The following is a 24,182-nucleotide window of genomic DNA, read 5'->3' as shown; positions in this document are numbered from 1 at the left end:
TTTACAGCACTTCTTTAACGGCTGCCGCCAGCCGCTCGAGTGCCGTGTCCACGATTTCCTTGCCGATCTCCCTGCTCGCCCGCGTCGCGTCCCCGATACAGCCGTTGCGCGTCATCTCTTCATAATAATAAAAACCTTGCAGCGGATTGCCCGGGCGCAGCTTGCGCCATTTGCCTTCCTGAATGTCGCCCTTCTCCAGCTTCTCCTCCCGTACCAGGTGCGGCGCCAAATAAAGCGCCTCCGATACTTCGCGGTCGCAGCTGTGGCCGTACAGCGTCGACTGGATCGTCCGGTTCATCACATCTTTCGCCGATGCCGTCGTTTTCGCATACAGAAATTGCACGTCAAGCTCCCTCGTCAGCGTGTCGGCCGCTACGCCAAGCGTCGCCTGGTTGCCCCCGTGCGAATTGAGCACGAGCACCTTGTCGATTCCATGCTGTTTCAGCGAGCGGATCATATCGCGCAGCACCGCAATCAGCGTTGACGGCTCCAGGGAGATCGTTCCCGGAAAATGAAGGTGGTGCGGCGATACGCCCATATTAATGGTAGGCGTAACGAGCGCTTCCGGATAGAGCAGTCCGGCAAGCTTCTTCGCCATCTCTTCCGCCAGCACCGCATCGCAGCTTTCAACCATATGCGGCCCGTGCTGTTCATGAGCGCCGAGGGGAATAATGGCGATACGGACCGTCTTGAGCGCCTGCTCGACTTCCGGCCACGTCATATCGGTCAAACAATAGGCTTGCATTTGTTTGATTCCCCCCTTATTATGTTTACGGTATATTGTACACCTAGAATATTCAAAGAACGTTGCGTTGAATTAGGGGACCTACGTAATATTACGTGATATGATGAAAGAAAAGATCCGAAACTTATTCGAAGCAGGTGAAAAAATGAAATGATGCACCACAGCCACTACTTAGATAAAAAAACGATTCCTTACTTAACGAATGCCCTGAGCAGTCACTTTCTCCAGCAGCAGCCGGGTTACAGCGAAATTGTCATCGTATGCGTCGGATCCAGCCGCTATCCCGGCGATGCCCTTGGACCGATTGTGGGCAGCAAGCTGGCACGGCTTCTCGGCCAGCACCCTAGCGTGTATCTGTTCGGTACAACCGAGAAACCGGTCCATGCTTTGAATTTAAATAAAACGGTGGCGCATATCGCAGCCAAGCGAAAAGGCGCTTACGTAATCGCTGTCGACGCTTGCCTGGGACAGTTTTACAAAATCGGAACGCTTCAGCTTGTCGAAGAGCCGCTGCAGCCGGGGAGCGGGCTCGGCAAATCGCTCCCCGCCGTCGGCCACATTCACTTCAAAGGAATTGTGAACAACCACGCCCCGCTGCGTCCGCAAATTTTGGAACACGGCAGCCTCTTAACTTTTTTGGACGATATGGCTTCCGTTATCGCCGGGGTGCTCGTCCGGTCGCTGCAGGACCATATGATTCCCCGGCTTGTCCCGTCTCAGCTTCCGGAAGGCGGCTCCTCTTCGGATACTCTTTCCGCCGGCTGGTAACGATACGCTTTACCAGACCAAAATGGCGAAGATCGTGGAAATGACAAGCCCGGCCATAACCGGCAGGAAGTTTTTCCTCGCCAAATCAATCGCCGATACGCCGGCAAAACCGGCTACCGCAACGAGCGACGACCATGCGATCAGCGTCCCGCCGCCGGACCATACCGAACCCATTTGACCGATGGCGGCCAAGGTGGAAGGATCCATCCCGACCGTGGGGGCAAGCGCGCCCGACAAGGAACCGGTGAGCGGCAGACCCGAGAAGCCGGAGCCTTCGAGGCCAGCGATAATGCCCATCAGCAGCAGGCCGAAGGCGGTAAAGAACTCATTGGAAGGAATGACGGATTGAATCGACATGACGATGTCGGACAGAAACGCAGGTGCCTTGGCGCCTTCCGCAACGGACAGGATGCTGCCGGAAAAATCGGCGTTGCCGAGGAAGAAGAACCCTGCGATCGGAATAACCGGCCCCATCGCCTTGAAGGCAAAGACGAAACCTTCCGTCAAGTGATCGTTGATTTTGTCAAGCGCCCGGATCTTCGTGAACACCGTACAGCTGAGGATGAGCAGAATAACGGCCACACCGCCGATAAATGCGGCTCCGTCTCCGCCTTCAAAGCTTCCGAGTCCGCTGCCGAACTTGCTTATAATCATGACGACCATAACCGCAAGCATCGATAGCGGTACGAGTGCGGCGAACAGCTTGGACCACTTTTCATCAGCAGGCGCGATCGTTTCGACCGTCATTGCCGCTTCGGCAAATCCTTCCGACATAGCCGGCTCTTGCGTCGGCATCGCTACGACATCGGCAGGCGCGCTGCCGAGCGCCGGCTTGCGAATTCCTTTGCGGACCATCAAGTAAGCTCCGCCAAGCGAAATAACGCCGGTAATAAGCGACAAAATCATCGCTTTGTTCGCAACAGCCGAGGTGGCTACGCCTGCGCCTTTGGCGCTGAGCATCGGCGCGACCTGCATGATGTAGTCGGAAGAGAGCGCCATCCCCTGACCGGCAAGTGCCACCGCCATCGCTGCGCCCATCGGAGGCAGACCCGCGCGAATTGCGGCCGGCATCAACAGCGCCCCAAGCAGCGGCACGGCCGGCGTCGGCCAAAAGAAGAGGGAAATGACAAACGTGACGACTGCCAGAACGGCAAAAGCGATATGCCCGTTGACGATCCATTTCTGAATCGGCTTGATCATTCGCCTGTCTGCGCCCATATCACGCAGCGAGGCAAGCAGCGCCACCATAAACGTGATAATAAGGAAAATCGTAAACAGTTCTTTGGCTGCCGTCAGATTCGCGTTATACACGGTCTTGAATCCGCCGATCGCGTTTCCGCTGTACATCCACCCGATCAGAAACGTTCCGATCAAGGTTGGTATGACGACCCCTTTCCTCCCCAACATCACCAGAATAACAACCACTGTCACAATAGCATACATTACGTGTGAAGCAGTAATCATCCGCATCCCTCTTCTTCTCGTTTTTTTTCCTTCCGAGATGAATTGTAGCACAGATTTACGAGAAGAAACAGGATTTTTTGGTTTTTGGTATACAATATTATTGTTGCGTCACGCTTTCATTGCATTTTTCCTACATAAACATAACATAATCATAACATGTCAATGGTTATATTTTCTTATTTTGTATAAAAAATGAGCTGCGCGGACAAATCGTTTCCGGGAAAAATAAACCGGATTCAGCAGCGTCCGCGCAGAGGTTTTTCGTATACCAAATTTAAGATTTGGTCAATATAATCTTTTTACCAATTTTGCCGGCCAGCGCCCGTGCAGCGCAATCTTTTTCTCTCGCCCTTATCCGGTTCAGACAGCAAGCGCGAAATCTCGCGCCGCCGCGTCTGTCCCTCCCTGAAAAAGAAGAGCGGAGTGGGCCATTTGAATCTGGAGAAGCGTCAGCGGTCGCTTTTGTCCCCGGATTCTAACCCTGTAAGGGTTCATACAATCCAAGAATCCGGGGACGGTGGCGATCGGAAGATGAGAAAACCTCTATCGCAGCAATTCAAGGGTGAGCGACCGCGTTAAGAGGTAGGTTTTATCGCCAATAGGAAAGATCATTATCGTACGCATTTTTTGTACTTATCGAACTGATCTTTCCTATGTGGACAAATGGCCCGCGCAGCGCTACCTTTTTCCACCCCCCGCATAATAACCGATCACGCTCACGATGCCATACAGCACGACCGACATCAGCGCCAGCATCGCGATGCTGACCATAACCATGTTCATTTGGAACACTTGGCCGCCGTATATAATCAAATAGCCGAGCCCTGCTTTGGACGAGAGAAACTCGCCCATGATGACCCCGACGAGCGTCAGACCGACGTTAACTTTCAATGTGGCGATGACGTTCGGGATGCTGGCCGGCAGCATGACCATCCGCAGCATCTGCATCCGCGAAGCTCCGAGCGACTCCATCAGCTTCAGCTTCGTTTGACCGATTTCCCTAAATCCGCTCTCCAGCATCAGCACCGTGACGACAAGCGAAATCGCAATGGCCATCCCATAAATCGAATAGCGGTCGCCGAGCCAAATATAGAAGATCGGTCCGAGCGCCACCTTCGGCAGCGCGTTCAGGACAACCATGTAAGGCTCCAGCACCTTCGAAGCGAACGAAGATAGCCACAGCAGCACGGCGATCACGAATCCGAGCAGCATCGAAACGGCCATACTGATTACCGTCTCCACTGCGGTTACCCGGATATGCTTGAACAAATTTCCGTTAAGCGCCAGCTCGCGGAAGGAGCTTATAAGCGAAGACGGCTTGCTCGTCAGCATCGGATCGACCCACTTCAGATCGGCCGCCAGCTGCCACAATGCAAGAAACGCAGCCAGTATGAACAGCCGGGAGGCGCGGATGAGCCATACCTTTTGCTTCTGAGCGCGAAGATACTTCTTGTATTGCGGGGACACCGGCGAGTCCCGATGCTCGGCCGTTCTCCCGCTTTCCGGTTTGACGGAAATTGTGATTTCCTTAGCCGGCAGCATTGACATGGCCCTCCAGCTCCCTCCATATGGCATTAAAGTAGGCGTTGTACTGCCCCGCTTCCCTTTTTTGCCACGGTGATAACGACTCTCCCTCGGCAAAACGGATCGGATGGATGTTATGGATCGTGCTTGGACGCTTTGACATGACCATCACCCGGTCCGCCATCGCAATCGCCTCCGAAATGTCGTGGGTGACGAGAATCGCCGTTTTTCCCTGATCCTTGATGATCTTGAAAATATCCTCCTGAAGCGAAAGCCGGGTTTGGTAGTCAAGAGCCGAGAACGGTTCGTCCAACAGCAGAATGTCCGGCTCCGTCACAAGCGTCCGGATCAGAGCGACCCGCTGCCGCATTCCGCCCGACAGCTGCGCCGGGTTATGGCCGGCAAAGCCGCCGAGGCCGTAGCGCTCCATCAGCTCAAGCGCCCGGATCTCGGCCTGCTTGCGGTCCATCTTCCGCACTTCCGCGCCGACGGTCAAGTTGCGCAGCACGCTCCGCCATTCAAACAGATGGTCGTGCTGCAGCATATATCCGACTTTGTGCGACGTGCCCTTTACTTCTTCCCCGTCGATCAGCACTTTGCCTTTGGTCGGATTGATCATGCCGGAAATGAGGGAGAGCAAAGTGCTCTTCCCGCATCCGCTCGGACCGACGATGCTGATAAACTCGCCCGCCCGGATCGAAATATCAATGTCCCGCAGCGCTTCCGTCTCCTGCTTCAGCGTGAAATAGCTTAAGCCCACTCCGCGCAGTTCAATTTGTGCCACTGAAGATCACTTCCTCACTGTCCGATTTTGCCCACAAAGGTCATGTCGACGACGTCCGTCATATTGGCAATTTTTTGTTCCGGCTTGAGCACCCCGTTCTCGATCAGCACGCCCTGCAGCTTCTCGAACGCCTCGGCGGTAAGCTCCGGCTTGGCGGGCCAGGTATCCTGCTGTTTGTACCGGTTCACGGATTGAATAATAAGCTCTTTGCTCGTGCCCTCGAAGAACGGCGCAAGCGCTTCGGCAATCTCATCGTCGGATGCGGTGTTCAGCCACTCGCGGCCTTTGGCGACAGCGTTCACGAATTTCTGAATTACTGCGGGATTTTTCTCAATATATTCCGAGGTGGCCACATAAGACGTTTCCGGGAAGGAGCCGAAAGTTTCGCCCATGGAAGCGGCATAATAAGCTTTACCCTCATTGATCAGCGTGGAAGCAAGCGGTTCGAACACCTGGATGTAGTCGCCCTGGCCGCCCGTAAAGGCTGCGGCCATCGCCGGTGCGGCAATATTCGTGATCACGTTCGCGTCCGCCACGCCCTCTTGCTTGAGCGTGGAGCTGAATACCATTTGCGGCGCGCTTCCCGGCCGCCAGCTGATGACCGTTTTGCCGGACAAATCGCTCCATTTGAACGAATCCGCCTTCGTGCGCGACAGCAGGAACGAGCCGTCCTTCATCGTCAGCTGATAGAAAATTTTCAGCTTCTTGTTTCCTTCCTGATTATGGATAAAGATCGCCGTCTCGGGACCGACCAGCGAAATGTCCGCCGTTCCCGCCAGCAGCGCGGCCGCCCCTTTGTCAGAGCCTTGCGACGTATTCATATCGACATTAAGGCCCTCTTCTTCAAAAAATCCTTTGGACATCGCGACATAATGCGGCGCGTAAAAAATGGAGCGGATAACTTCCGAAAATTTCACCGTGGTTATTTCCTGGGGAGCGGCTTCAGCGCCTGTTTCATTCGCAGGGGGAGAAGTCGTTTCTTCAGTTGCCGGAGCCGGCGTATTGGTGGTTGCGGTTTCGTTCGTTCCGCCGCTTCCGCAGGCGGCGGCAAACAGCAGCATCATCATCGAAATCATTACAACTGCGGAACGTTTCATCGTGACCATCATATCTCTCTTCCTCCCTAGTATATCCTATTATTTTTGTCTGTTTCGGTTACACTTGTATGGCCCGGGTCGAAGGGCTGGAAAGAAGATGGTTATGGGCCATCTCTTTGCCGTACCGGACCATCTTCCCGTAACCGACATCCTGCAGCGGAACGGCGGTCACGCGCTCCCGGAGCAAAAACACTTCAACGCCGGGCAGCATTTGTTCCAGCGCGTATGCGAGCGGCAGGCCGTTTTCCATAATTTCGACCGAATGGGGATTGCCCACAATGAAATTAAGACCCCTTTGCTTCGCCAAGCCGACGAACGGATGATCTTCCCGTACCCGGCTGATGCTGACGACGATCGTATCGGTTTCGGGGTACAATCGCAATGCCATTTCCAGATGATCGAGCGAAAACCCGGTATGCGGAAAAAAGTGCAAAATGTGCTTCACCGGCTGATCCGGCGTCCCGCTCAGCAGCTTCGCCGGATTGGACAGCGTCGCTTCATGAAGCGACAGCTCGCCGCGGATCGCCTTCTCCGCTTCCAGCAGGTTGCGGTCGATGTCGTGCCCCATCCAATCGTCAAGCCAGGCCAGCATATCGCCGGCTGTATTCACCCCCTCCAAAGCGACCCCTTTATGCAGCACATTGCCGGGAAGTCCCGCGAACGACGTATCGGTCGCAACCTTATGATGACCGTGGAGAAACGTCAGGCCGGGATGCAGGCCGTGAAACGCCTCGTGCATCTCGATGAGCGCAAGATTGTACAGCGGCAAATAATCGGCGAACGGAACGCCGCCCGAGCTGGCCGCATCCGCGACCGGATGATGCACGATGATCAAATCGAGCTCCATTCCCGACGCCAGCTCGATCATCGATTCCGTAAGCGTCATGCCGACGCCGATGCGGGACACCGGCTTGCTCTTGTCTCCGTAAACGAGACCGGGAATTTCGATGACGCTTTTGCCCGGGATGTTCGAGCTTTTCATGACGACATAAGGATTTTGTCCCGAAGAAATTTCATTCCAGTCCATCACCATCCTTCCTCTCGAAATTTCATTCAGCGCCGACAGTACCTGGCCGGCATTCGTGCGGGTCGGTTCATGAAGCATAGCGGCCTGCCCCTCTCTTCCTTACTGAATTTACCATTTCAGGCATCAAAAAAAACCGCTCACTATGAACATACGGGACCCTTAGACAAAAGAGTCTTCTATGTCACAATAAGCGGTTGTAAAGCTCTCCGAAAAAGGAGCTCTTTAGCACCTGCTGCCGGTTAATCGCAATGCTGCAAAATAGCGTCCAATCTCTTTCAAAAAAGGATTATACGCCTTAATGCAAGCCATCGCTATTGCCCTTATGTAGCTGAATTGTTTTGCTTGTTAGGTAATATAACACATATTCCGCTAATAATCTAGTATTATTTATCAATTCTATTCCAATTCGCTTGCAGAATGATTTTTCGTGTAAAACTTTCTTCCTTGAGGCGTTAGACTAAACGAGATTTTCCTTGAATACAATAATCGTTGCAGACAGCTCCGTCTTCGGATCGTAATCTTTGAGCACGGCTGCCACTTCAAGGCCCAGCCCTTTCTCCAGCTGCTCTTTCAGCATCCGTTTGTTGGCCTCCATAACGAGCATATCTACGCTTGCCGTCAACGTCCGGTTCGCATCGTCCAATATTTTCAGAGCGGGAATTCGTTTATGATGGGCGAAAATAAACACTTTTTCCCCCAAAATATCTATTCGTTGGGATTTAATCCCGACCCCGAAAATTTCCTGGTTGATGGAGTTGTAAATTTTGATGATTTCCTGCTTGAGCACGCCGGTCGAATACCGGTTCTTCAACGCCGATCCCCTCCTAATTGTGAATCGCTTCTGTATGGTATGTTTTTTCTTTTTCGCTAGAAATGCCCGGTATCCTGCCGGCAGCGCAAAGGGCGCGCGGATTTGTGCGGCAACAAGCGGATTCCAATGACAAAAAACCGGCCCAAAGGTTTGGACCGGCTTAAGGCATGTATCAGCGGAACATGCCCCACAGCTTGATTAAATGAATCGTACTGCTCGGATCGATTTTTTGCGAGAGGACGAACGCGGTCAACTGCTCTTCCTGCACCTCGGTCAGCTTCTCATTCAAAATGGCTGCGGACGTACGGATCAGCTTTCGCACCTTTGCGCGATCCTGAAGATCATATTTATTAACGCCGTGCAGCGCAAGCTTCACCCTCTCTTTCAGAACGGGGTTTTTCATCTTCAGCTTGACGCGTTCGACCAAATCCGGCCGGATCCCAAATTTCTGATAGCTCATCGTTTGCCCCAGCACCTCCATCGGAGCCGGCTGCTTTGACGCAAAATGAGCGGCCCTTGCAGCGCGCAGTTGTCAGTGGGCCGGATCCTTCGCGAGCAGCCGGCGGCATAAGTAGACAGTCGCTTTACTATATGCCCCCGGCCGGACAATGTTGCCTAATCGAGCAGATCTCCCTGAAAAATCTGGTCCTGCCGCAGCAGCCGCCGCAGCTCCTCATAATCTGGCGAATGCCAGAAATCCGGTTCCGCCGTCAAATCCGCGGCATCGTCGCGCGCCGCCTCCAGCACGGCGAAATCGCTCGCCATATCGGCCAGCTTGAACTCCGGAAGTCCGCTCTGCTTCGTTCCGAAGAAGTCGCCGGGGCCGCGCAGCTCCAAATCGCGCCGCGCCACCTCAAAGCCGTCGTCGGTTTCCACCATGACGTTCATCCGCTCGCGGCCCGTTTCCGACTTCGGGTCGGCCACGAGCACGCAGTACGACTGGTGCCCCGCCCTCCCGACGCGCCCGCGCAGCTGGTGCAGCTGCGACAATCCGAACCGTTCCGCATCCATAATGATCATCAGCGTCGCATTCGGAACGTCCACCCCGACCTCAACGACCGTCGTCGCCACGAGCAGGTGAATCTCGCCCGCGCCGAAGGCGCGCATCACTTCATCCTTCTCGGCGGCGTTCAAGCGTCCGTGCAGCAGGCCGACGCGCAAATCCGGGAACGCCTGCGACATCTGCACATGCAGATCAAGCGCGTTCTGTACGTCCAGCTTGTCCGACTCTTCAATCAGCGGGCAAATGATATAAGCCTGGCGGCCTTCATCGGTCTCGCGGCGGATAAAGCCGAGCACGCGGTCCATCATCGTATGTTTGACCCAGTACGTCTTGATCGGCACGCGTCCGCGCGGCCGCTCGCGCAGCGTCGAGACGTCCATATCGCCGAAAGCGGTAATGGCGAGCGTGCGCGGGATCGGCGTCGCCGTCATCGTCAGCACGTCCGGATTTTGCCCTTTGCGCCGCAGCACGCTGCGCTGGTTCACCCCGAAGCGGTGCTGCTCGTCGGTCACGACAAGACCGAGGCTGCGGAAAAAAACGTCCTCCTGGATCAGCGCGTGGGTGCCGACGACGATGTCGATCAATCCCATCTGCAGGCTCGCAAGCAGATCGCGGCGCTTGCGGTCGGTCAGCGATCCGGTCAGCAGGGCGACCTCGATGCCGGTCTCTGCAAACAGCTTGCCAAGCGACCGCAAGTGCTGCTCGGCCAATATTTCCGTCGGCACCATCAGCGCCCCCTGATGGCCGGCTTTAACGGCCGCGTAAAGCGCGATCGCCGCCACCACCGTCTTCCCCGCTCCGACGTCGCCCTGCAGCAGCCGGTTCATGCAGTAAGGCTGCCGCATATCGGTCAATATTTCGTTCACCACTTTTTTTTGCGAATCCGTCAGCTCGAACGGCAGCGTCGCCGCGAACTGGCGGATCGTCTCCCCGTCCACGCGGTGGGCGACGCCGTCCATCCGGCTCCTGCTCTGCATCCGGTACGCCTGCAGCTTGAGCTGGAACAGGAACAGCTCCTCATAGACGAGACGCCGGCGGGCGGCGGCCCCGTTTTTCGTATCCTGGGGCTGGTGAATATGTAGAACCGCTTCGCTCTTCGGCATCAGACGGTATTTGTCGACCAGCCGCGGCGGCAAATTTTCGCGGATCATCGCGCCGTACTGGAGCAGCGCCTGCCGGATCGTTTTGCGCATATAGACCTGCGTAATGCCGCCTCCTACCGAGTAGACCGGCTGCAGCGTCCCCGTCTTGGCCGGTCCTTTGTCCAGAAACTCGGAGTCGGATACCGTAATCTGCATCCGGTGCTGCTCCCACTTGCCCGTCAGCGTAATTTCGCGGCCGAGCGTCAGCTGATCCTTCAAAAACGCGCGGTTGAACCAGACGGCCGTCACGAGCTGATGATCGACCTCGACCTTGCTCGTCAGCCGCACTTTGCCGCGGCCGAAGCGAGACAGCATCGGAAGTCCGCGGATAATGCCGCGCACCGTAATTTTTTCCCCGTCCTTCACATCCTTCAGCTCGCGCAGACGGTAATCTTCATACCGGAACGGATAATAATTCAATAAGTCCGCCACCGCATGTATGCCAAAGGCGTGAAGCTCCTGCTCCTTCGCAGCGCTCACGCCTTTGATCTGCCGCAGTGGAATTTCTTCCAAATTCAACATTTCTCCACTCACACCCTATACATAAACACTGCGGAAGTTCCGGGACCGACATGGGTGCCGATTGCCGGTCCGATCGTCGTTGTAATGACTTTATGCACGGCAAATTCGTTTTTGATCAGCTCGTATAGCTCCATGGCCGGCGTCTTGTCCGATGTCCAGGCGATCACAAGCGTAACCGGTTCGTTGCCGAACTGTTCTTTAAGCAGAGCGACGATGCGATGCATCGCTTTCTTGCTGCCCCGCACCTTGTCCACAGCCGTGACGACCCCTTCCTTATCGATCGTCATAATCGGCTTAATGTTCAAAATCGATCCCACAAGCGCCGAGGCTCGTCCGATCCGTCCGCCCTTCTGCAAATATTCCAGCGTGTCCACCAAAAAATAAAGGCCCATTTCGTTTCGCAGACGGTCGATTTCCTGCAAAATCTCATCTTTCGAGCTGCCCGCCGCCGCCATCTCCGCCGCACGTACGACGAGCAGTCCGGCACCGTAAGAAGCCGATTTGGAATCGACGACGGTAATGTCGGCCGCTCTCTCGAGCATCGAATGCGCCAGCAGCGCCGATTGGAACGTGCCGCTGAATTGGGAAGAGATATGAATGGAAATAATAGACGCCTCGGGCTGCTGCTCCAGCAGGCGCTCGTACACGGCCATAAAGTCGGCAGGGGAAGGCTGCGACGTTGTCGGGAGCTCGGGATATTGCTGCAGCTTCTCGTAAAACTGCTCCGGCCCGATCGTAATATTGTCCAGAAATGCATCGTAGCCGAACATCACTTTCAGCGGCACCATTTCAATTCCGAGCCGCTCCCGCACTTCCTTTGGAATGTCGGACGTGCTGTCCGTGACGATAATGATTTTTGGCATGCCGCACCTCCTAGTCTTGTAGTCATTTCGCAAGCGTGACAGGACTAAGCTTACTCCAGCGCCAGCAAGTACGGATAAAGCGGCTGGCCGCCATCCTGCACTTCAAGCTCCACATCGGGATGAGCGGAAGCCACCCACTGCGCCAGCGCATCCGTATCCGCCTGCGCCGCCCCTTCTCCGGTTAAAACGGTAAGCAGATCGCCCCCGCTTTCCATCATACGGTCAATGAGCGCTTGGCAGCAACTTTGCAGCTCCGGAACGGAAACGACGATCGATTTTTCGAGAATGCCGATATAATCGCCTTCCTTCACCTGCACGCCGTCGATTTCCGTATCGCGTACCGCGCGCGTAACCGAGCCTGCCGTGACCTGCTCCGCCGCGCCGCTCATCAGCGCCGCATTGCGCTGCGGCGTTTCGCTTTCCTTGAACGCGAGCAGCGCCGAGAGGCCCTGCGGAATGTTGCGGGTCGGAATAACCGTCACATTTCGCTCCGAAAGCTCGGCAGCCTGCTCGGCAGCCAGGATGACATTGCCGTTGTTGGGCAGCAAATAAATATGCTCGGCCGGCAGCGATTGAATCGCATTGACAAAATCTTCGGTGCTCGGGTTCATCGTCTGTCCCCCGGAAAGCACGATATCCGTATCATTGTCCAGAAAAATGGTAGCGACGCCTTCTCCCGAGGCGACGGCTATGATTCCGAACGGCGCCAATTCGTGCACCGTTTCCGGCGGAGCCGACTGCATCGCCGAGCCCGCCAGCACTTCCGCGACGACAAGCGCGTCATCTCCCGATACCCCGTAGTCCGCCGCGATAACCTCGCCCGCTTCCGCTGCGGAGACGGGAGCGGAATTTTTCGTAAGATCCCGATGCTGCTGGCGCATGTTCAAAATGTGAAGATCCGTCAGCTCGCCGTAAGGAAGGGCCAAATTGAGCACGTCTCCCGGCCGGCGGGTATGCACGTGCACTTTTACGACATCGTCATCGGGAATGACAAGAATGCAGTCCCCGTCTTTGGCGAGAGCCTTCTTAAAAGCGTTCTCATCAAAAAACTCGGCTTGACGGCCTCCGAGCGACAGGTTGATAAAAAATTCCATATCATACAAAAATTCGATGCTCTCGGCAGAAAGGCCAGCCTGGGCCGGCTGCCCGGACTTCGCCCCGCCTGCCGCGGACGGCGAAGCGGCAAGCGCGCCGGAGTGAACGGGCGCATCCGCCGCCGGAGCAAACGGCTCCGGGCCCCCGGTCTCGGCCGTAAATCCGTCTTCGGATGGATCGGCGCCTGCAATCAGCGCCTGCAAGAAACCTTCGTAAATGAGCAGAAGCCCTTGTCCGCCCGAATCGACGACGCCGACCTGCTTCAATACCGGCAGCAGATCCGGCGTCCGCTGCAGCGCCTCGTCGGCTTTCCCGCATACCTCCCGCATCCACTCGATCATATCCGGCGTCCGGCGGGCAATTTGCACCCCGTGGCGGGCCGCCTCCTTGGCAACGGTCAAAATCGTGCCTTCCACAGGTTTGACAACCGCTTTATAAGCGGTATCCACGCCCTGCTGCAGCGCGGCCGCAAACTGCACCGTCCCGGCCTCGTCAAGGCCGGCAAGCGCTTTGGCGATTCCTCTGAACAACTGGGACAAAATGACTCCCGAATTGCCGCGGGCGCCCATAAGCAGCCCTTTGGAGAGCGCCTCGGCGGTTTTGCCGATGGACTCCGATTTTTTCCCTTCCATCTCCCGGACGCCGGAGGTCATCGTTAAATTCATATTGGTTCCCGTATCGCCATCCGGCACCGGGAACACGTTCAACGCGTTCACGCGCTCTGCGTTCCGCTGTAAATTTTGTGCGCCAAGAAGTGCCATTCCGGCGAAATCCGTCCCATCAATGAAGCGCTTTCTCAAGGAAATTCCCCTTCCTAGCTAACTGGATACACGTACACCTTGAACAATAATGTGGACGAAATCAACCTTAAGCCCCACCACTTCATTCAGTACGTACTTCACCTTCGTTTGAATATTATGCGCGACTTCCGATATTTTTGTTCCATAGCTGACGATAATATGAAGATCGATATTGATTTGATCGTTCACGCGCCTCACTTCGACGCCGCGGGATAAGTTGTCCCTGCCCAGCAGCTCGGAAAGGCCGTCCTTCAGCTGTTTGCGCGAGGCCATGCCGACAAGTCCATAACAATCCAATGCCGCAGAGCCTGCGATTACCGCGATGCAATCGTCTGCGACAATTATTTTACCAAGATCGGTACTCAGCTGCATTGGCATGGAATACACTCCTTTTTCTATCTATTATGGACTAATCCACATTGTACTATAAACAAACCTAATAATGAAGCCTGCACGCCTCTTGCGCCCATTTTCTCTCTCTTACGCCTGTTTTCAAGGCCGGAAAAAAGAGCGGCGAGCCCGATTTTATGATTTGCGTAAACGCCGATTTTCGTTTGCTTCACGCAAATTTGGTAGCGCTTACATTTTTATTTTAGCGCATTGTGCCGGGAAAAGAAAGCGGCCGCTGTCGAAATAGGTGCGGCAAATGTGATTTTCGCGATATGCGGTGATGGCGAAGCGGATCGGTAAGCGGATGACGGGCTGAAAAAGGGGACAAAGGGAATCGATTTACAGGTTGAACGGGCTCTCGTTCTGTGATAGAATAACTAAGTCTGTTTAAATGAAGCGTATATGCTTTCGATGCGGTATGGCTACGCAAAATAAAGCTTAATCTCACGCAAAACCTTTTAAAGGAGGTGTATCGCATGTCTCGCAAATGTTACGTTACGGGTAAAGCACCCGGCAAAGGCAACCACGTTTCTCACGCCAACAACAAATCGCGCCGTACGTGGGGCGTTAACGTCCAGAAGGTTCGCATTCTGGTCGACGGCAAACCGAAACGCGTCTATGTCAGCACCCGCGCTCTGAAAGCAGGTAAAGTGACCCGCGTTTAATGCCTCTCCCGTTCTCGCGGCGCTGGCGCCGCGGACGCTGAAGATGCATGAGCGGCCGAACATGACGGCCTATTGCTCCATTCATAGACAAAAGCACCTGATGCTTATCTTCAGGTGCTTTTTTCATGATTACGATCGTTCGACGGCGGTTGCTTCGGAATTAGTTTTTTTGGAAGGTATTCAAGATCGCCTTAACGAACCCGCCCAAAAATTTCGGCAGCTTGATCGTATAAAATTTCATGCTCCACCCCTCCTCAGACTCGCTCATCGAATTCCCGTATAAATATCCGCCTGCACCACACCTGTGCCTTGCTCCCCCTTCAACGGGCAGCATGCTGCCCAAGCCTGCATCCTTGACCGCTCTTTTGCCGCGGACATTAAGAATGAGCGGCATCATTTGCCGCCAAACATGCTGAAACGGCTGCCGCCGTCTTAATGGGCGACAATACGTTTCGCGTTGAAATATAAGAAAGTATTAAGCGTGAAACGTTAGACTTTCTTATATAAAAAAATGGTTACAGAACTTGACGTTCATGTAACCATCCTATGCGCTGCGCTCATGTCCTATTCCACCCGGAGAAAGCCTGCCCAAGCCCATTTTAAAGGGCTGTGGACGAACTTACGCGCATATACAGCACGAGCGAAACCGTCACGGTCAGCAGCAGATAAAACGCGACGGCGGCGAATATAAACCCGATCCGCAGCCCGATCGTACCGTAACCGCGAAAGAAACGGTACCCCAGCCATAACGCCGCCAGCGAAAAAGCGTAGCGCACGAGGCCGGGCACCAGCGCAAACAGCATCATCATGCAGCCGGCGGCGAAGCCGTAGCCAAGCACTGCCAATACCGACCGAAGCCGCGCACCCACCCGGCTTAAGGGCGCAGCGCAGCGATGGCCGCGGCGCGGTCCTGCTTGTCGAAGACGGCGCTGCCGGCGACGAGCACGTCCGCTCCGGCTTCGACGACAAGCCGGGCCGTTTCCGGATTAATGCCGCCGTCCACTTGAATATGCACATGGCCGCGTCCGCGCTCCTTCAGCAAGGAGCGAAGCGTCCTGATTTTTTGCAGCGTTTGGGAAATGAACTTTTGTCCCCCGAAGCCCGGATTGACCGTCATAATGAGAATCAGATCCAGGTCGTCCAGAATCGGCTCGAGCACCGAAACCGGAGTGGCGGGATTAAGCGCGACTCCGGCCGGAAGACCCGCTTCTTTAATCATATGAACGACGCGGTGCAAATGAACGCACGCTTCGGCATGCACCGTAATCCGGTCCGCTCCGGCCGCGACGTAGTCGGCCAGCGACAGCTCCGGCTTCTCAATCATCAAATGAACGTCGAACGGAAGATCCGTCGCCTTGCGGATCGCTTTAATGACGGGCGGGCCGAACGTCAGGTTGGGGACAAAGTGTCCGTCCATAACGTCGACATGAACCCACTCCGCTCCGGAACGCTCGGCGTCTTTGATTTCTTCGGCAAGCCGCGAAAAGTCCGCGGACAAAATTGAGGGTGCGATAATGGCCATCTTGTCAGTACCTCCGTTTTTTATCTTTCATTTCGGCTAAAAACTGTACATAGTTCGTATAGCGGCTCTCTGCGATCTTCCCGCTCTCGCGCGCTGCCAGCACGGCGCAGCCGGGTTCATGAACATGCGTACAGCCCCGGAACTTGCAGGAAGGCGCAAGCTCGCGCATTTCGCGGAAGCAGTAGCCTAAATCTTCGATGCCAAGCTCGGTAAAATCAAGCTGGCTGAAGCCCGGCGTATCGGCTACAAAACCGCCGCTCTCCCGGTCGCCGACGGCGATCAGCTCCACATGGCGGGTCGTATGCTTGCCCCGTCCCAGCCGGCTGCTGATTTCGTTCGTCTCCAGCGCGAGCCCCGGTACGAGCGTGTTTAGCAGCGATGATTTGCCGACGCCGGATTGTCCGGCAAAGACGGCTACCGAGCGGCGCAGCCGCTCGCGCAGCGCTTCGATCCCTTCGCGCCGTTTGGAGCTGGTGCCGTAAACCTCATAACCGACCGGCTCGTAAATCCGCCGCACTATCGCAGCGGCTTCCTGCGCTTCCTCGGCTTCACGGCCCTCGGCCATCGTCAGGTCCTGCTTGCTGAGACATAGAACGGCTTCAATGCCCGCGTGCTCGATATGGACCAGAAACTTGTCGAGCAGGGAAAGGCTTAGAGCCGGTTCCGTGACGGAGAAGACGAGCACCGCGAGGTCGACGTTTGCCACTGGAGGGCGGATCAGCTCGGACGACCGGGGAAAGATTTCGTCAACCGTTCCTTCCCCGTGCTCGGTCTCGCTGAACAACACATGATCGCCGACAAGCGGGCTTAATCCTTTTTTCTTGAAAATGCCTCTGGCGCGGCAGCGGAAAGGCTCATCCGCGCCTTCGTCGGGGGCGACATAATAATACCCGCTGAGAGCCTTCACGATTGTTCCCGCGCGCTGCCCATCCTTTTGACTAGTCATCATCTTTTTTTCCGTTATCATTGCCGTTATCGCTATCCTTCTTGGATTGGTTAGAGTCCGCCGTGTTCAATTCATTCGAGTTCTGTCCCGTCGCTTGCGCAGGCTCGGCCTGCTCCGCCGCCGGATCGCCGCCGTTTTGGCCGCCGTCCGTGCTTGCAGGAGGCGCCTGCTCCTCGCCGGGAACCGATTGCGGCATTGAATCCGCCCCGTCTTTGACATCGTCGTACGTTTTCGAGAAGCTTTCGGCCAGCTGCCCGTCGCGGAATACGTTTACCATCGCTTCCGTATTCGGAGCAAGCACAACTTTCACCGGAAACGTCTGCGAATCGGAGATCTCCCTCGTTTCCCCTTCAATATTTTCGCCGGTTGCGTCTGAGTAGGTGATGCGCACCTTGCTCGGCTTGCCTGCCTGCGCCGGCGAGATCAAGATGTTAAACGTATATTCCAGCGCATCTTTAGGGAGCCCCGAGCTGACCGTAATGGAGACCTCCGCTCCTTTGGCCGCCTTTGCGCCGGGATCGTACGGGAACTGCTCGATAACCTCGCCTTGCGGCTTGTAGCTGCCCGCCCGGACGATATTCTCGTCTTTGAGGGTGAGTCCGGCCAGCCGAATCGCTTGCTTGGCCTCTTCCTCGGTCTTGCCGATCAGATTCGGCATTTCGACCGTTTCCGGTCCCCGGCTCACCGTAAGCGTCACGGTATCCGCTGCCGGGTCGAACTGGGCGCCGGAATCGGGACTTTGAGCGATGACGATCCCGGGATCTTTGTCGCTGTACTCCTCCGACTTCTTGATCCGGTCCTCGGACAAGCCGAGCGCCTTCAGCGCCGCCAAGGCGTCGTCGAAAGACTGACCGGCATAATCGCCCATCGTCTTCAGTTCCGGTCCGTCACTGACGGACAGCCTGACGGAGGCCCCCTCCTTCACCCTCATATTGGATTTGGATTGAGCAAAGACGACACCCTTCTCCACGTCGTTCTTATACGCGTGGATCGGCGGCTCTTCCACCTTAAGGCCGGCTTCAATGAGCATCTGACGGGCTTTTGTCTCGGTTTGACCGACGACGTACGGAACGTCCACTTCCGGGACGTCCAGCATGCCTTGGACATAACGAAAGCCCGCAAAGATGAGCAGGATGACGAGCAGCGTCAAGCCGACAATAACGGTCGGACGCACCCATTTGCGTTTCGCCGGTTTTGCGGAAGCGCTCCGCTCTTCCCATACTTGTCCGGTTTCCGCCGTAGCGGCGGTGCCGCCGCTGCGCGCGAGCATCTCCTTGCCGCTGCGAATCGCCGGCATGACGCGCGTCTCGTCGAAATCCCCCGCACCGAACGATATTTTCGGCTCGCGCAGCCGCTCCGGACTGAGACAGCTTTCCAAATCGGCCAGCATCTCGCCGGCCGAGGCGTACCGCTCCGCAGGATTTTTGCGCATCGCTTTCAGAATGATGTTTTCCACACTTTGCGGGATATGCGGATTGACGGCGCGCGGTTCCTCGAACGTCTCCTGCAGATGCTTCAAGGCGACGCTGATCGGGCTTTCGCCCAGGAAAGGAAGATTGCCGGTAAGCATCTGGTAAAGGACGATACCGAGCGAATATAAGTCCGATTTTTCTCCCGCGCTGACCCCTTTGGCGTGTTCCGGCGAAAAATAATGCACCGAACCGATGACCGAGCCCGTTTGGGTGATCGTCGACGATGTAACCGCCCGGGCAATGCCGAAGTCGGTCACTTTAACGCGGCCGTTTTTCCCGATGAGTATATTGTGGGGCTTGATGTCCCGATGAATGATATGGTTCTGATGGGCGTGCTCGAGCGCATCGCAAATTTGGGTCGCGATCCGCACCGCTTCCTCCGTCTGCAGCGGCGCCCTCTCCTGGATAATTTCATTCAAATTATGGCCTTCGACACATTCCATGACGATGTAATGAACATCATCTTCTTGTCCCACATCGTAAATGCTGACGACATTCGGGTGCGACAACGCAGCCGCCGACTGCGCTTCGCGGCGGAAACGGCGGATGAATTCCTCGTCGTGCACAAACTGCTGGCGCAGCACTTTGACGGCGACGTTGCGGCCAAGCAAAATGTCATGCGCTTTATAGACAAGAGCCATCCCTCCGCCGCCGATGCGCGCCAATATTTCGTAACGTCCTCCAAGTTCGCGTCCAATCATAAGCTGTCCTTCACACCTTCCCGCTCCATGCCGGCTTGCAGAAGCACGACGGTAATGTTGTCGTCGCCTCCTGCCTGAAGCGCCAGCTGGATGAGGCGTTCCGCCTTTTCTTCCAAGGAAAGATCCGGCGCAAGCAGCGTTTCCAGCATTTGGTCGTCGCCGACCATGCCGCTAAGCCCGTCGCTGCACAGCAGCAGCGTATCTTCATCGTTCCACTTGATGACCTGAACGTCCACATCAACCTGCTGGTCCGTGCCGAGCGCCCGTGTCAGGACGTTGCGGCGGGGATGGTTGACCGCTTCCGAGGCGCTGATCTGCCCCGAGCGGAGCAGCTCGTTGACGAGCGTATGATCCTCGGTAAGCTGCGTGATTTGGCCGCCGGAAACGCGGTAAGCGCGGCTGTCTCCGATATGTCCGATCACCGTGCTGCTCCCTTGCAAAAATAGCGCCGTCACAATAGTCGTCCCCATATTATGGTACTGCTCGTTGCGCGAAGCCATGTCAAAGACGACCTCATTGGCCTGCAAAATGGCCTGACGGATAAGCATTTTCGCTTCATCTGCCGTCAGATCGACTTTAATATCTTCCATCGCATCGCGGAATGCCTCCACCGCAAGCTGACTGGCGACGTCCCCGGCCTGATGGCCGCCCATGCCGTCGGCCACGATCGCCAGCGTCAAGCCGCTTCGGGTCGTTCCGACCCAGGAGCGGTCTTCATTGGCCAATCGAATCCGGCCGATATCACTGCGGTTTGCCGTAATCAATCCGTCTCACCTCGCTATTTCGTTTCCATATGCTTTGCACGCAGCTGCCCGCATGCGGCCGCGATATCGTGTCCTTGCTCGCGGCGGATCGTCGCATTGATTTTATTTTTTTCCAATATCCGTTGGAATTCAAAAATATCGTCGCGCGGCGTGCGCACGTAATCGCGTTCCGGAACATAGTTGACGGGAATGAGATTGACATGGCACAGCATGCCCTGCAGCACTTCCGCCAGTTCCTGCGCATGCTCCGGACGATCGTTCACCCCGCCGATGAGCGCGTATTCGAACGTAATGCGGCGTCCGGTCTTCGCAATGTAATGCCGGCAGGCCTCGATGACGTCCTCGAACGGGAAGCGGCGGTTAACCGGCATCAGTTTGGAGCGTAGCTTATCGTTGGGCGCATGGATGGATATGGCCAAATTAATTTGCGTGTTCTCTTCCGTGAACTTGTACATGCTCGGAACGATGCCGCTTGTCGAGACGGTGATATGGCGCTGCCCGATGTTAAGTCCTTTCTCATGGATCATTATACGCAGGAAAGCCATCGTTGCGTCATAGTTTTCGAACGGTTCGCCGGAGCCCATAATGACGATGCTCGAGACCCGCTCGCCAGTCGCATCCAGCATCTGCTGCGCTTTGACGACCTGGGCGACAATCTCTCCGGAGGTCAGGTTCCGCTTCAGTCCGCCGAGGGTGGATGCGCAGAACGTGCAGCCGATCCGGCAGCCGACCTGCGTCGTGACGCATATGCTGTTGCCGTAGTTGTGGCGCATAATGACCGTCTCGATCGCGTGGTTGTCATGGAGGCCGAACAGAAATTTGACCGTCCCGTCCTTCGATTCCAGCCGCGTAATTTCGTTCAGCGTCACGAACTGAAACGAATGATCGAGCTTCTCGCGCAGTCCTTTGGGCAGATTCGTCATATCTTCAAAGCTGCTCACCCGCTTCACGTACAGCCAGTCGAACAGCTGGCCGCCGCGGAACGCCGGCTCGCCGTTTTCCTTCATCCAATCCTGAAGCTGCTCGAGCGAGTAATCGTAAATAATCGGTTTCAATAGTATCACACCTGTATCTTTTAAAAGTAAGCGGCCGTTTTTCGCATCCGGCCGCTATCGTCGTTATTTTACCACAAACGCCCATGACAGGCCACTTGCGGCCGCACGGGCGTTATATGTGCTCTCTTTGCGTTATGCGTTTAAGCGCGTCTGCGCAGCCGGGCGATGAAAAATCCGTCGCTGCCGTAATGCTGCGGCAAAATTTGCGCAGCCCCCCGGAAATCCGCTGCCGCGGCGCCCGCGGCGCGCAGTCTTTGCAGCAGCGCCTCCGGCCACTGCGGATCGAGCTCGAACTCCGGATGACGCTCCAGAAACGCCGCTACCTGCCGCTCGTTTTCATCCCGCTCAATCGTGCATGTGCTGTACATCAGCACGCCGCCCGGGCGGACGAGCCCGCACACGCCGTCAAGCAGCGTCGTTTGCAAATCGGCGATTGCCTTCACGTCCTGCGGCGATTTCGTCCATTTGATTTCCGGCTTGCGCCGGATGACGCCAAAGCCGGAGCACGGCGCATCGAGCAGCACCAGATCGAACGACTGCGCCGGGTACATGCTGCCGAGCAGGGCGGCGTCGCCGGTTGCGGCCTCGACGCTCGTCAATCCGAGCCGCTCCGCCTGCTCGGCGATCAGAGCCCGCTTATGCGCGTGCAGGTCGTTTGCGATCACCGTTCCTTCATCGCCCATCAGCTCCGCCATATGGGTCGATTTGCCGCCCGGCGCAGCGCAGCAGTCGAGCACGCGGAAGCCGGGAAGAGGCGCGGCGGCTTCGGCGACGAGCATCGAGCTTTCGTCCTGCACCGACCACAGTCCTGAAGCATATCCGTCCGTTTGCGCCAAATTGCCGCCCCGTTCCACGATAACGCCCGCTTCCGATGCGGACGACTCGCGCGCGTCGTAGCCTTCTTCCGCCAGCTTCGCGAGCGCTTCCGAGCGGCTCATCCGCAGCCGGTTGACGCGCAGGCTCCCGTGCGGAGCTTCGTTGCCGGAGGCGCAAATCGCCTCCGTCACTTCCTCGCCGTAAGCATCGAGCCAGCGGCTCACAAGCCATTCCGGATAGGAATGGCGCAGGGCGATGCGCCGCAGCGGCGGCTCGGTCTCAAAAGCCGCCGCTTTCAGCTCGTCCAGCCGGCGCACGGCGCTGCGCAGCACGCCGTTTACCATCCCCGCAATACCCGCATGCCCGTGCTTCTTCGCAATCGTCACCGCTTCGTTGACCGCCGCATGCGGCGGGATCCGGTCCAGAAAGAGCAGCTGGTACAGGCTCATCCGCAGCAGCACGAGCACCCACGGCTCCAGCTTGCGCAGCCCTTTGGCCACAAACTGGCCGAGCCAATAGTCAAGCGTGAGCTGACGCTGAATCGTCCCGTACACCAGCTCCGTACTAAGCGAAGCGTCCGCCCGCGACAACCCCGCCGCCTGGAGCGAGCGGTTCAGCTGAAGGTTGCTGTAGGCGCCTTCGGTTTCGACTTTAAGCAGCGTGTCCAGCGCCAGGCCGCGCGCCGTCTTTACCGCGCCTTCGCGGATGCGCCGGCTCACCTTGGACCGCCTTCGGCTTCAAGGCGGCCCGCCGAATCCGCTTCCCCGGTCTCCCCGAGCACGGTGCCTTCCGGCAAGCTGGCGCCCTTCAGCCAGTCGCCGGCATTCATCGCCCGTTTGCCGGCTGGCTGAATTTCCGTCAGCAGCAGCACGCCGCCGCCCGTCTGTACGGCTATGCCGTCCGCTCCTGTCCGGAGCACCGTTCCCGGAGCCGCTGCGGACGCCGGTGCTTGTCCGGGCGCAAGAGTCCGGCACGCCCGCACTTTGAACACGTCTCCTGCCAGCTGCGTGAAGGCGCCGGCCGCCGGGGACAGTCCGCGCACCTGATTGAACAGCTCGCGTGCGCTGCGGCTCCAGTCGATCCGCTCGTCCTCTCTTGTCAGGTTTGGAGCGTACGTCGCCTCCTCATTCCGCTGCGGAACAGCCGCGGCTTCTCCAGCTTCGATCGCCGGCAGCGTCCGGCCGAGCAGCTCCGCTCCGGCAATGCTCAGCTTCTCGAACATCGTACCGGACGTATCTTCGTCGGTAATCGGAACTTCCACGCAGCTGATCATATCGCCGGTATCGAGCCCTTCAGCCATATACATAATCGTCACGCCCGTTACGGTCTCCCCGTTCATGATCGACCGCTGAATCGGCGCGCCGCCCCGGTATTTCGGCAGCAGCGAGCCGTGCACGTTAATGCATCCGAGGCGCGGCAGCTCAAGCACCGCCTTCGGCAAAATTTGGCCGTACGCCGCCGTCACGATCAGATCCGGCTTAAAGCTTTTCACCGCTTCGACCGCTTCGGGACTGCGCAGCCGCTCCGGCTGCAGCACCGGCAGCCCGTGCAAAAGCGCCGCCTCCTTCACAGGAGGCGGGGTGAGCGTTTTTTTGCGGCCTTTCGGCCGGTCCGGCTGCGTGATGACAGCCACCACTTCATACCCCCGCTCAAGCAGCAGCGTCAGCGACGGTACGGCGAACTGGGGCGTGCCCATAAATACGATGCGCATCGTTCCTCACTCCCCGCCGCGGCGGTCGCGGGCCGCTCCGTCAAACAGCTGGATCGCGATGTCGGTGAACAAGACGCCATTGAGATGATCCACCTCATGCTGGAACGCGCGCGCCAGAAAGTCCGTCGCCTCCACCGTAAACGTCTCTCCGTTGCGGTCCTGTCCTTTGACGACAATCCGCTGCGCCCGGCGCACGTCGCCGTTCAAGTTCGGAATGCTCAGGCATCCTTCGGGACCGATCTGCTCGCCTTCGCTTTCGACGATTTCGGGATTGACCATCTCGATCAGACCGTGCTCGTCGCCCACATCCACGACGATGACCCGCTTCAAAATGCCCACCTGGGGAGCGGCCAGACCGACGCCTTCGGCGTCATACATCGTCTCGGCCATATCTTTAAGCAGCTTATGCAGATTGGAGTTGAATTTCGTTACTTCTTTGGCGACCTCGCGCAGCACGGGGTCGGGATCTTTTACAATGAGTCGGATAGCCATTGG

General features: G+C 56.8%; 24 protein-coding genes. 2 read left to right on the top strand and 22 right to left on the bottom strand.

Annotation, left to right across the window (positions count from 1 at the left end; genetic code table 11):
- Position 1: 1 nt before the first annotated feature.
- Positions 2 to 745, bottom strand: a complete 744-nt coding sequence (locus VN24_RS20245; RefSeq protein WP_045671900.1) for a creatininase family protein — start codon at positions 743 to 745, stop codon at positions 2 to 4.
- A gap of 150 nt (positions 746 to 895) precedes the next feature.
- On the opposite strand from VN24_RS20245, the gene yyaC reads away from it, so the two are divergent.
- On the top strand, positions 896 to 1,513 hold the full coding sequence (gene yyaC, locus VN24_RS20240; protein WP_052703059.1) for a spore protease YyaC: 618 nt from the start codon (positions 896 to 898) through the stop codon (positions 1,511 to 1,513).
- Between the two features lie 9 nt (positions 1,514 to 1,522).
- Here yyaC and VN24_RS20235 read toward each other — a convergent pair whose 3' ends face one another.
- The 11 genes from VN24_RS20235 to VN24_RS20185 form a co-directional block, all read right to left on the bottom strand.
- The gene (locus VN24_RS20235) at positions 1,523 to 2,983 is read right to left on the bottom strand and encodes a hypothetical protein (protein WP_045671899.1); all 1,461 of its coding nucleotides are present in this window, start codon (positions 2,981 to 2,983) and stop codon (positions 1,523 to 1,525) included.
- 672 nt (positions 2,984 to 3,655) lie between these two features.
- Positions 3,656 to 4,525 carry an ABC transporter permease gene (locus tag VN24_RS20230; RefSeq protein WP_082083949.1) on the bottom strand — a complete coding sequence of 290 codons (870 nt, stop codon included), beginning with the start codon at positions 4,523 to 4,525 and terminating at the stop codon, positions 3,656 to 3,658.
- On the bottom strand, positions 4,506 to 5,285 hold the full coding sequence (locus tag VN24_RS20225) for an ABC transporter ATP-binding protein (RefSeq protein WP_045671898.1): 780 nt from the start codon (positions 5,283 to 5,285) through the stop codon (positions 4,506 to 4,508). Before VN24_RS20225 ends, VN24_RS20230 begins: the two co-directional genes overlap by 20 nt.
- Positions 5,286 to 5,299: 14 nt before the next feature.
- Positions 5,300 to 6,394, bottom strand: a complete 1,095-nt coding sequence (locus VN24_RS20220) for an ABC transporter substrate-binding protein (protein ID WP_045671897.1) — start codon at positions 6,392 to 6,394, stop codon at positions 5,300 to 5,302.
- 46 nt (positions 6,395 to 6,440) lie between these two features.
- Positions 6,441 to 7,487: a Nif3-like dinuclear metal center hexameric protein gene (locus VN24_RS20215; RefSeq protein WP_045671896.1), complete on the bottom strand. Its 1,047-nt coding sequence runs from the start codon at positions 7,485 to 7,487 to the stop codon at positions 6,441 to 6,443.
- A gap of 379 nt (positions 7,488 to 7,866) precedes the next feature.
- Positions 7,867 to 8,220 carry a Na-translocating system protein MpsC family protein gene (locus VN24_RS20210; protein ID WP_045671895.1) on the bottom strand — a complete coding sequence of 118 codons (354 nt, stop codon included), beginning with the start codon at positions 8,218 to 8,220 and terminating at the stop codon, positions 7,867 to 7,869.
- A 172-nt stretch (positions 8,221 to 8,392) separates the two neighbouring features.
- Positions 8,393 to 8,680: a stage VI sporulation protein F gene (locus tag VN24_RS20205; protein WP_045671894.1), complete on the bottom strand. Its 288-nt coding sequence runs from the start codon at positions 8,678 to 8,680 to the stop codon at positions 8,393 to 8,395.
- Positions 8,681 to 8,835: 155 nt separating this feature from the next.
- Complete coding sequence (gene recG, locus VN24_RS20200) at positions 8,836 to 10,887, bottom strand: ATP-dependent DNA helicase RecG (protein ID WP_045671893.1); 2,052 nt, start codon at positions 10,885 to 10,887, stop codon at positions 8,836 to 8,838.
- 8 nt (positions 10,888 to 10,895) lie between these two features.
- Positions 10,896 to 11,750, bottom strand: coding sequence for a DegV family protein (locus VN24_RS20195; RefSeq protein ID WP_045671892.1), 855 nt, complete (start codon positions 11,748 to 11,750; stop codon positions 10,896 to 10,898).
- Positions 11,751 to 11,800: 50 nt separating this feature from the next.
- Positions 11,801 to 13,606, bottom strand: coding sequence for a DAK2 domain-containing protein (locus VN24_RS20190; RefSeq protein ID WP_045673502.1), 1,806 nt, complete (start codon positions 13,604 to 13,606; stop codon positions 11,801 to 11,803).
- A 57-nt stretch (positions 13,607 to 13,663) separates the two neighbouring features.
- A complete protein-coding gene (locus VN24_RS20185) occupies positions 13,664 to 14,023 on the bottom strand; it encodes an Asp23/Gls24 family envelope stress response protein (RefSeq protein ID WP_045671891.1) in 360 nt (119 codons plus the stop codon).
- A gap of 488 nt (positions 14,024 to 14,511) precedes the next feature.
- Between VN24_RS20185 and rpmB the strand changes: the two genes are divergently transcribed.
- Positions 14,512 to 14,700 carry a 50S ribosomal protein L28 gene (rpmB, locus tag VN24_RS20180; RefSeq protein ID WP_045671890.1) on the top strand — a complete coding sequence of 63 codons (189 nt, stop codon included), beginning with the start codon at positions 14,512 to 14,514 and terminating at the stop codon, positions 14,698 to 14,700.
- A 160-nt stretch (positions 14,701 to 14,860) separates the two neighbouring features.
- On the opposite strand, the gene spoVM is transcribed toward rpmB, so the two are convergent.
- From spoVM to def, 10 genes are all read right to left on the bottom strand, one after another.
- Positions 14,861 to 14,941: a stage V sporulation protein SpoVM gene (gene spoVM / locus VN24_RS20175; protein WP_010345573.1), complete on the bottom strand. Its 81-nt coding sequence runs from the start codon at positions 14,939 to 14,941 to the stop codon at positions 14,861 to 14,863.
- Positions 14,942 to 15,299: 358 nt separating this feature from the next.
- A complete protein-coding gene (locus VN24_RS20170; RefSeq protein WP_052703058.1) occupies positions 15,300 to 15,545 on the bottom strand; it encodes a hypothetical protein in 246 nt (81 codons plus the stop codon).
- A 29-nt stretch (positions 15,546 to 15,574) separates the two neighbouring features.
- Positions 15,575 to 16,222, bottom strand: a complete 648-nt coding sequence (rpe, locus tag VN24_RS20165) for a ribulose-phosphate 3-epimerase (protein WP_045671889.1) — start codon at positions 16,220 to 16,222, stop codon at positions 15,575 to 15,577.
- 4 nt (positions 16,223 to 16,226) lie between these two features.
- On the bottom strand, positions 16,227 to 17,189 hold the full coding sequence (gene rsgA / locus VN24_RS20160) for a ribosome small subunit-dependent GTPase A (RefSeq protein WP_238590737.1): 963 nt from the start codon (positions 17,187 to 17,189) through the stop codon (positions 16,227 to 16,229).
- Positions 17,161 to 19,341, bottom strand: coding sequence for a Stk1 family PASTA domain-containing Ser/Thr kinase (pknB, locus tag VN24_RS20155; protein WP_045671888.1), 2,181 nt, complete (start codon positions 19,339 to 19,341; stop codon positions 17,161 to 17,163). Before pknB ends, rsgA begins: the two co-directional genes overlap by 29 nt.
- The gene (locus VN24_RS20150) at positions 19,338 to 20,105 is read right to left on the bottom strand and encodes a Stp1/IreP family PP2C-type Ser/Thr phosphatase (RefSeq protein ID WP_045671887.1); all 768 of its coding nucleotides are present in this window, start codon (positions 20,103 to 20,105) and stop codon (positions 19,338 to 19,340) included. The genes pknB and VN24_RS20150 overlap by 4 nt, the downstream gene beginning before the upstream one ends.
- Positions 20,106 to 20,119: 14 nt before the next feature.
- Positions 20,120 to 21,160 (bottom strand): dual-specificity RNA methyltransferase RlmN, encoded by a 1,041-nt coding sequence (gene rlmN, locus VN24_RS20145; protein ID WP_045671886.1) that lies wholly within the window; start codon positions 21,158 to 21,160, stop codon positions 20,120 to 20,122.
- Positions 21,161 to 21,300: 140 nt separating this feature from the next.
- Complete coding sequence (rsmB, locus tag VN24_RS20140) at positions 21,301 to 22,695, bottom strand: 16S rRNA (cytosine(967)-C(5))-methyltransferase RsmB (RefSeq protein ID WP_045671885.1); 1,395 nt, start codon at positions 22,693 to 22,695, stop codon at positions 21,301 to 21,303.
- On the bottom strand, positions 22,692 to 23,687 hold the full coding sequence (gene fmt, locus VN24_RS20135) for a methionyl-tRNA formyltransferase (RefSeq protein WP_045671884.1): 996 nt from the start codon (positions 23,685 to 23,687) through the stop codon (positions 22,692 to 22,694). Before fmt ends, rsmB begins: the two co-directional genes overlap by 4 nt.
- Positions 23,688 to 23,693: 6 nt before the next feature.
- Positions 23,694 to 24,179, bottom strand: a complete 486-nt coding sequence (def, locus tag VN24_RS20130) for a peptide deformylase (protein WP_045671883.1) — start codon at positions 24,177 to 24,179, stop codon at positions 23,694 to 23,696.
- Positions 24,180 to 24,182 lie beyond the last annotated feature (3 nt).

The organism is Paenibacillus beijingensis (assembly GCF_000961095.1).
GTDB lineage: Bacteria > Bacillota > Bacilli > Paenibacillales > Paenibacillaceae > Paenibacillus_O > Paenibacillus_O beijingensis.
This window is presented reverse-complemented; position numbering and strand designations above follow the sequence as displayed.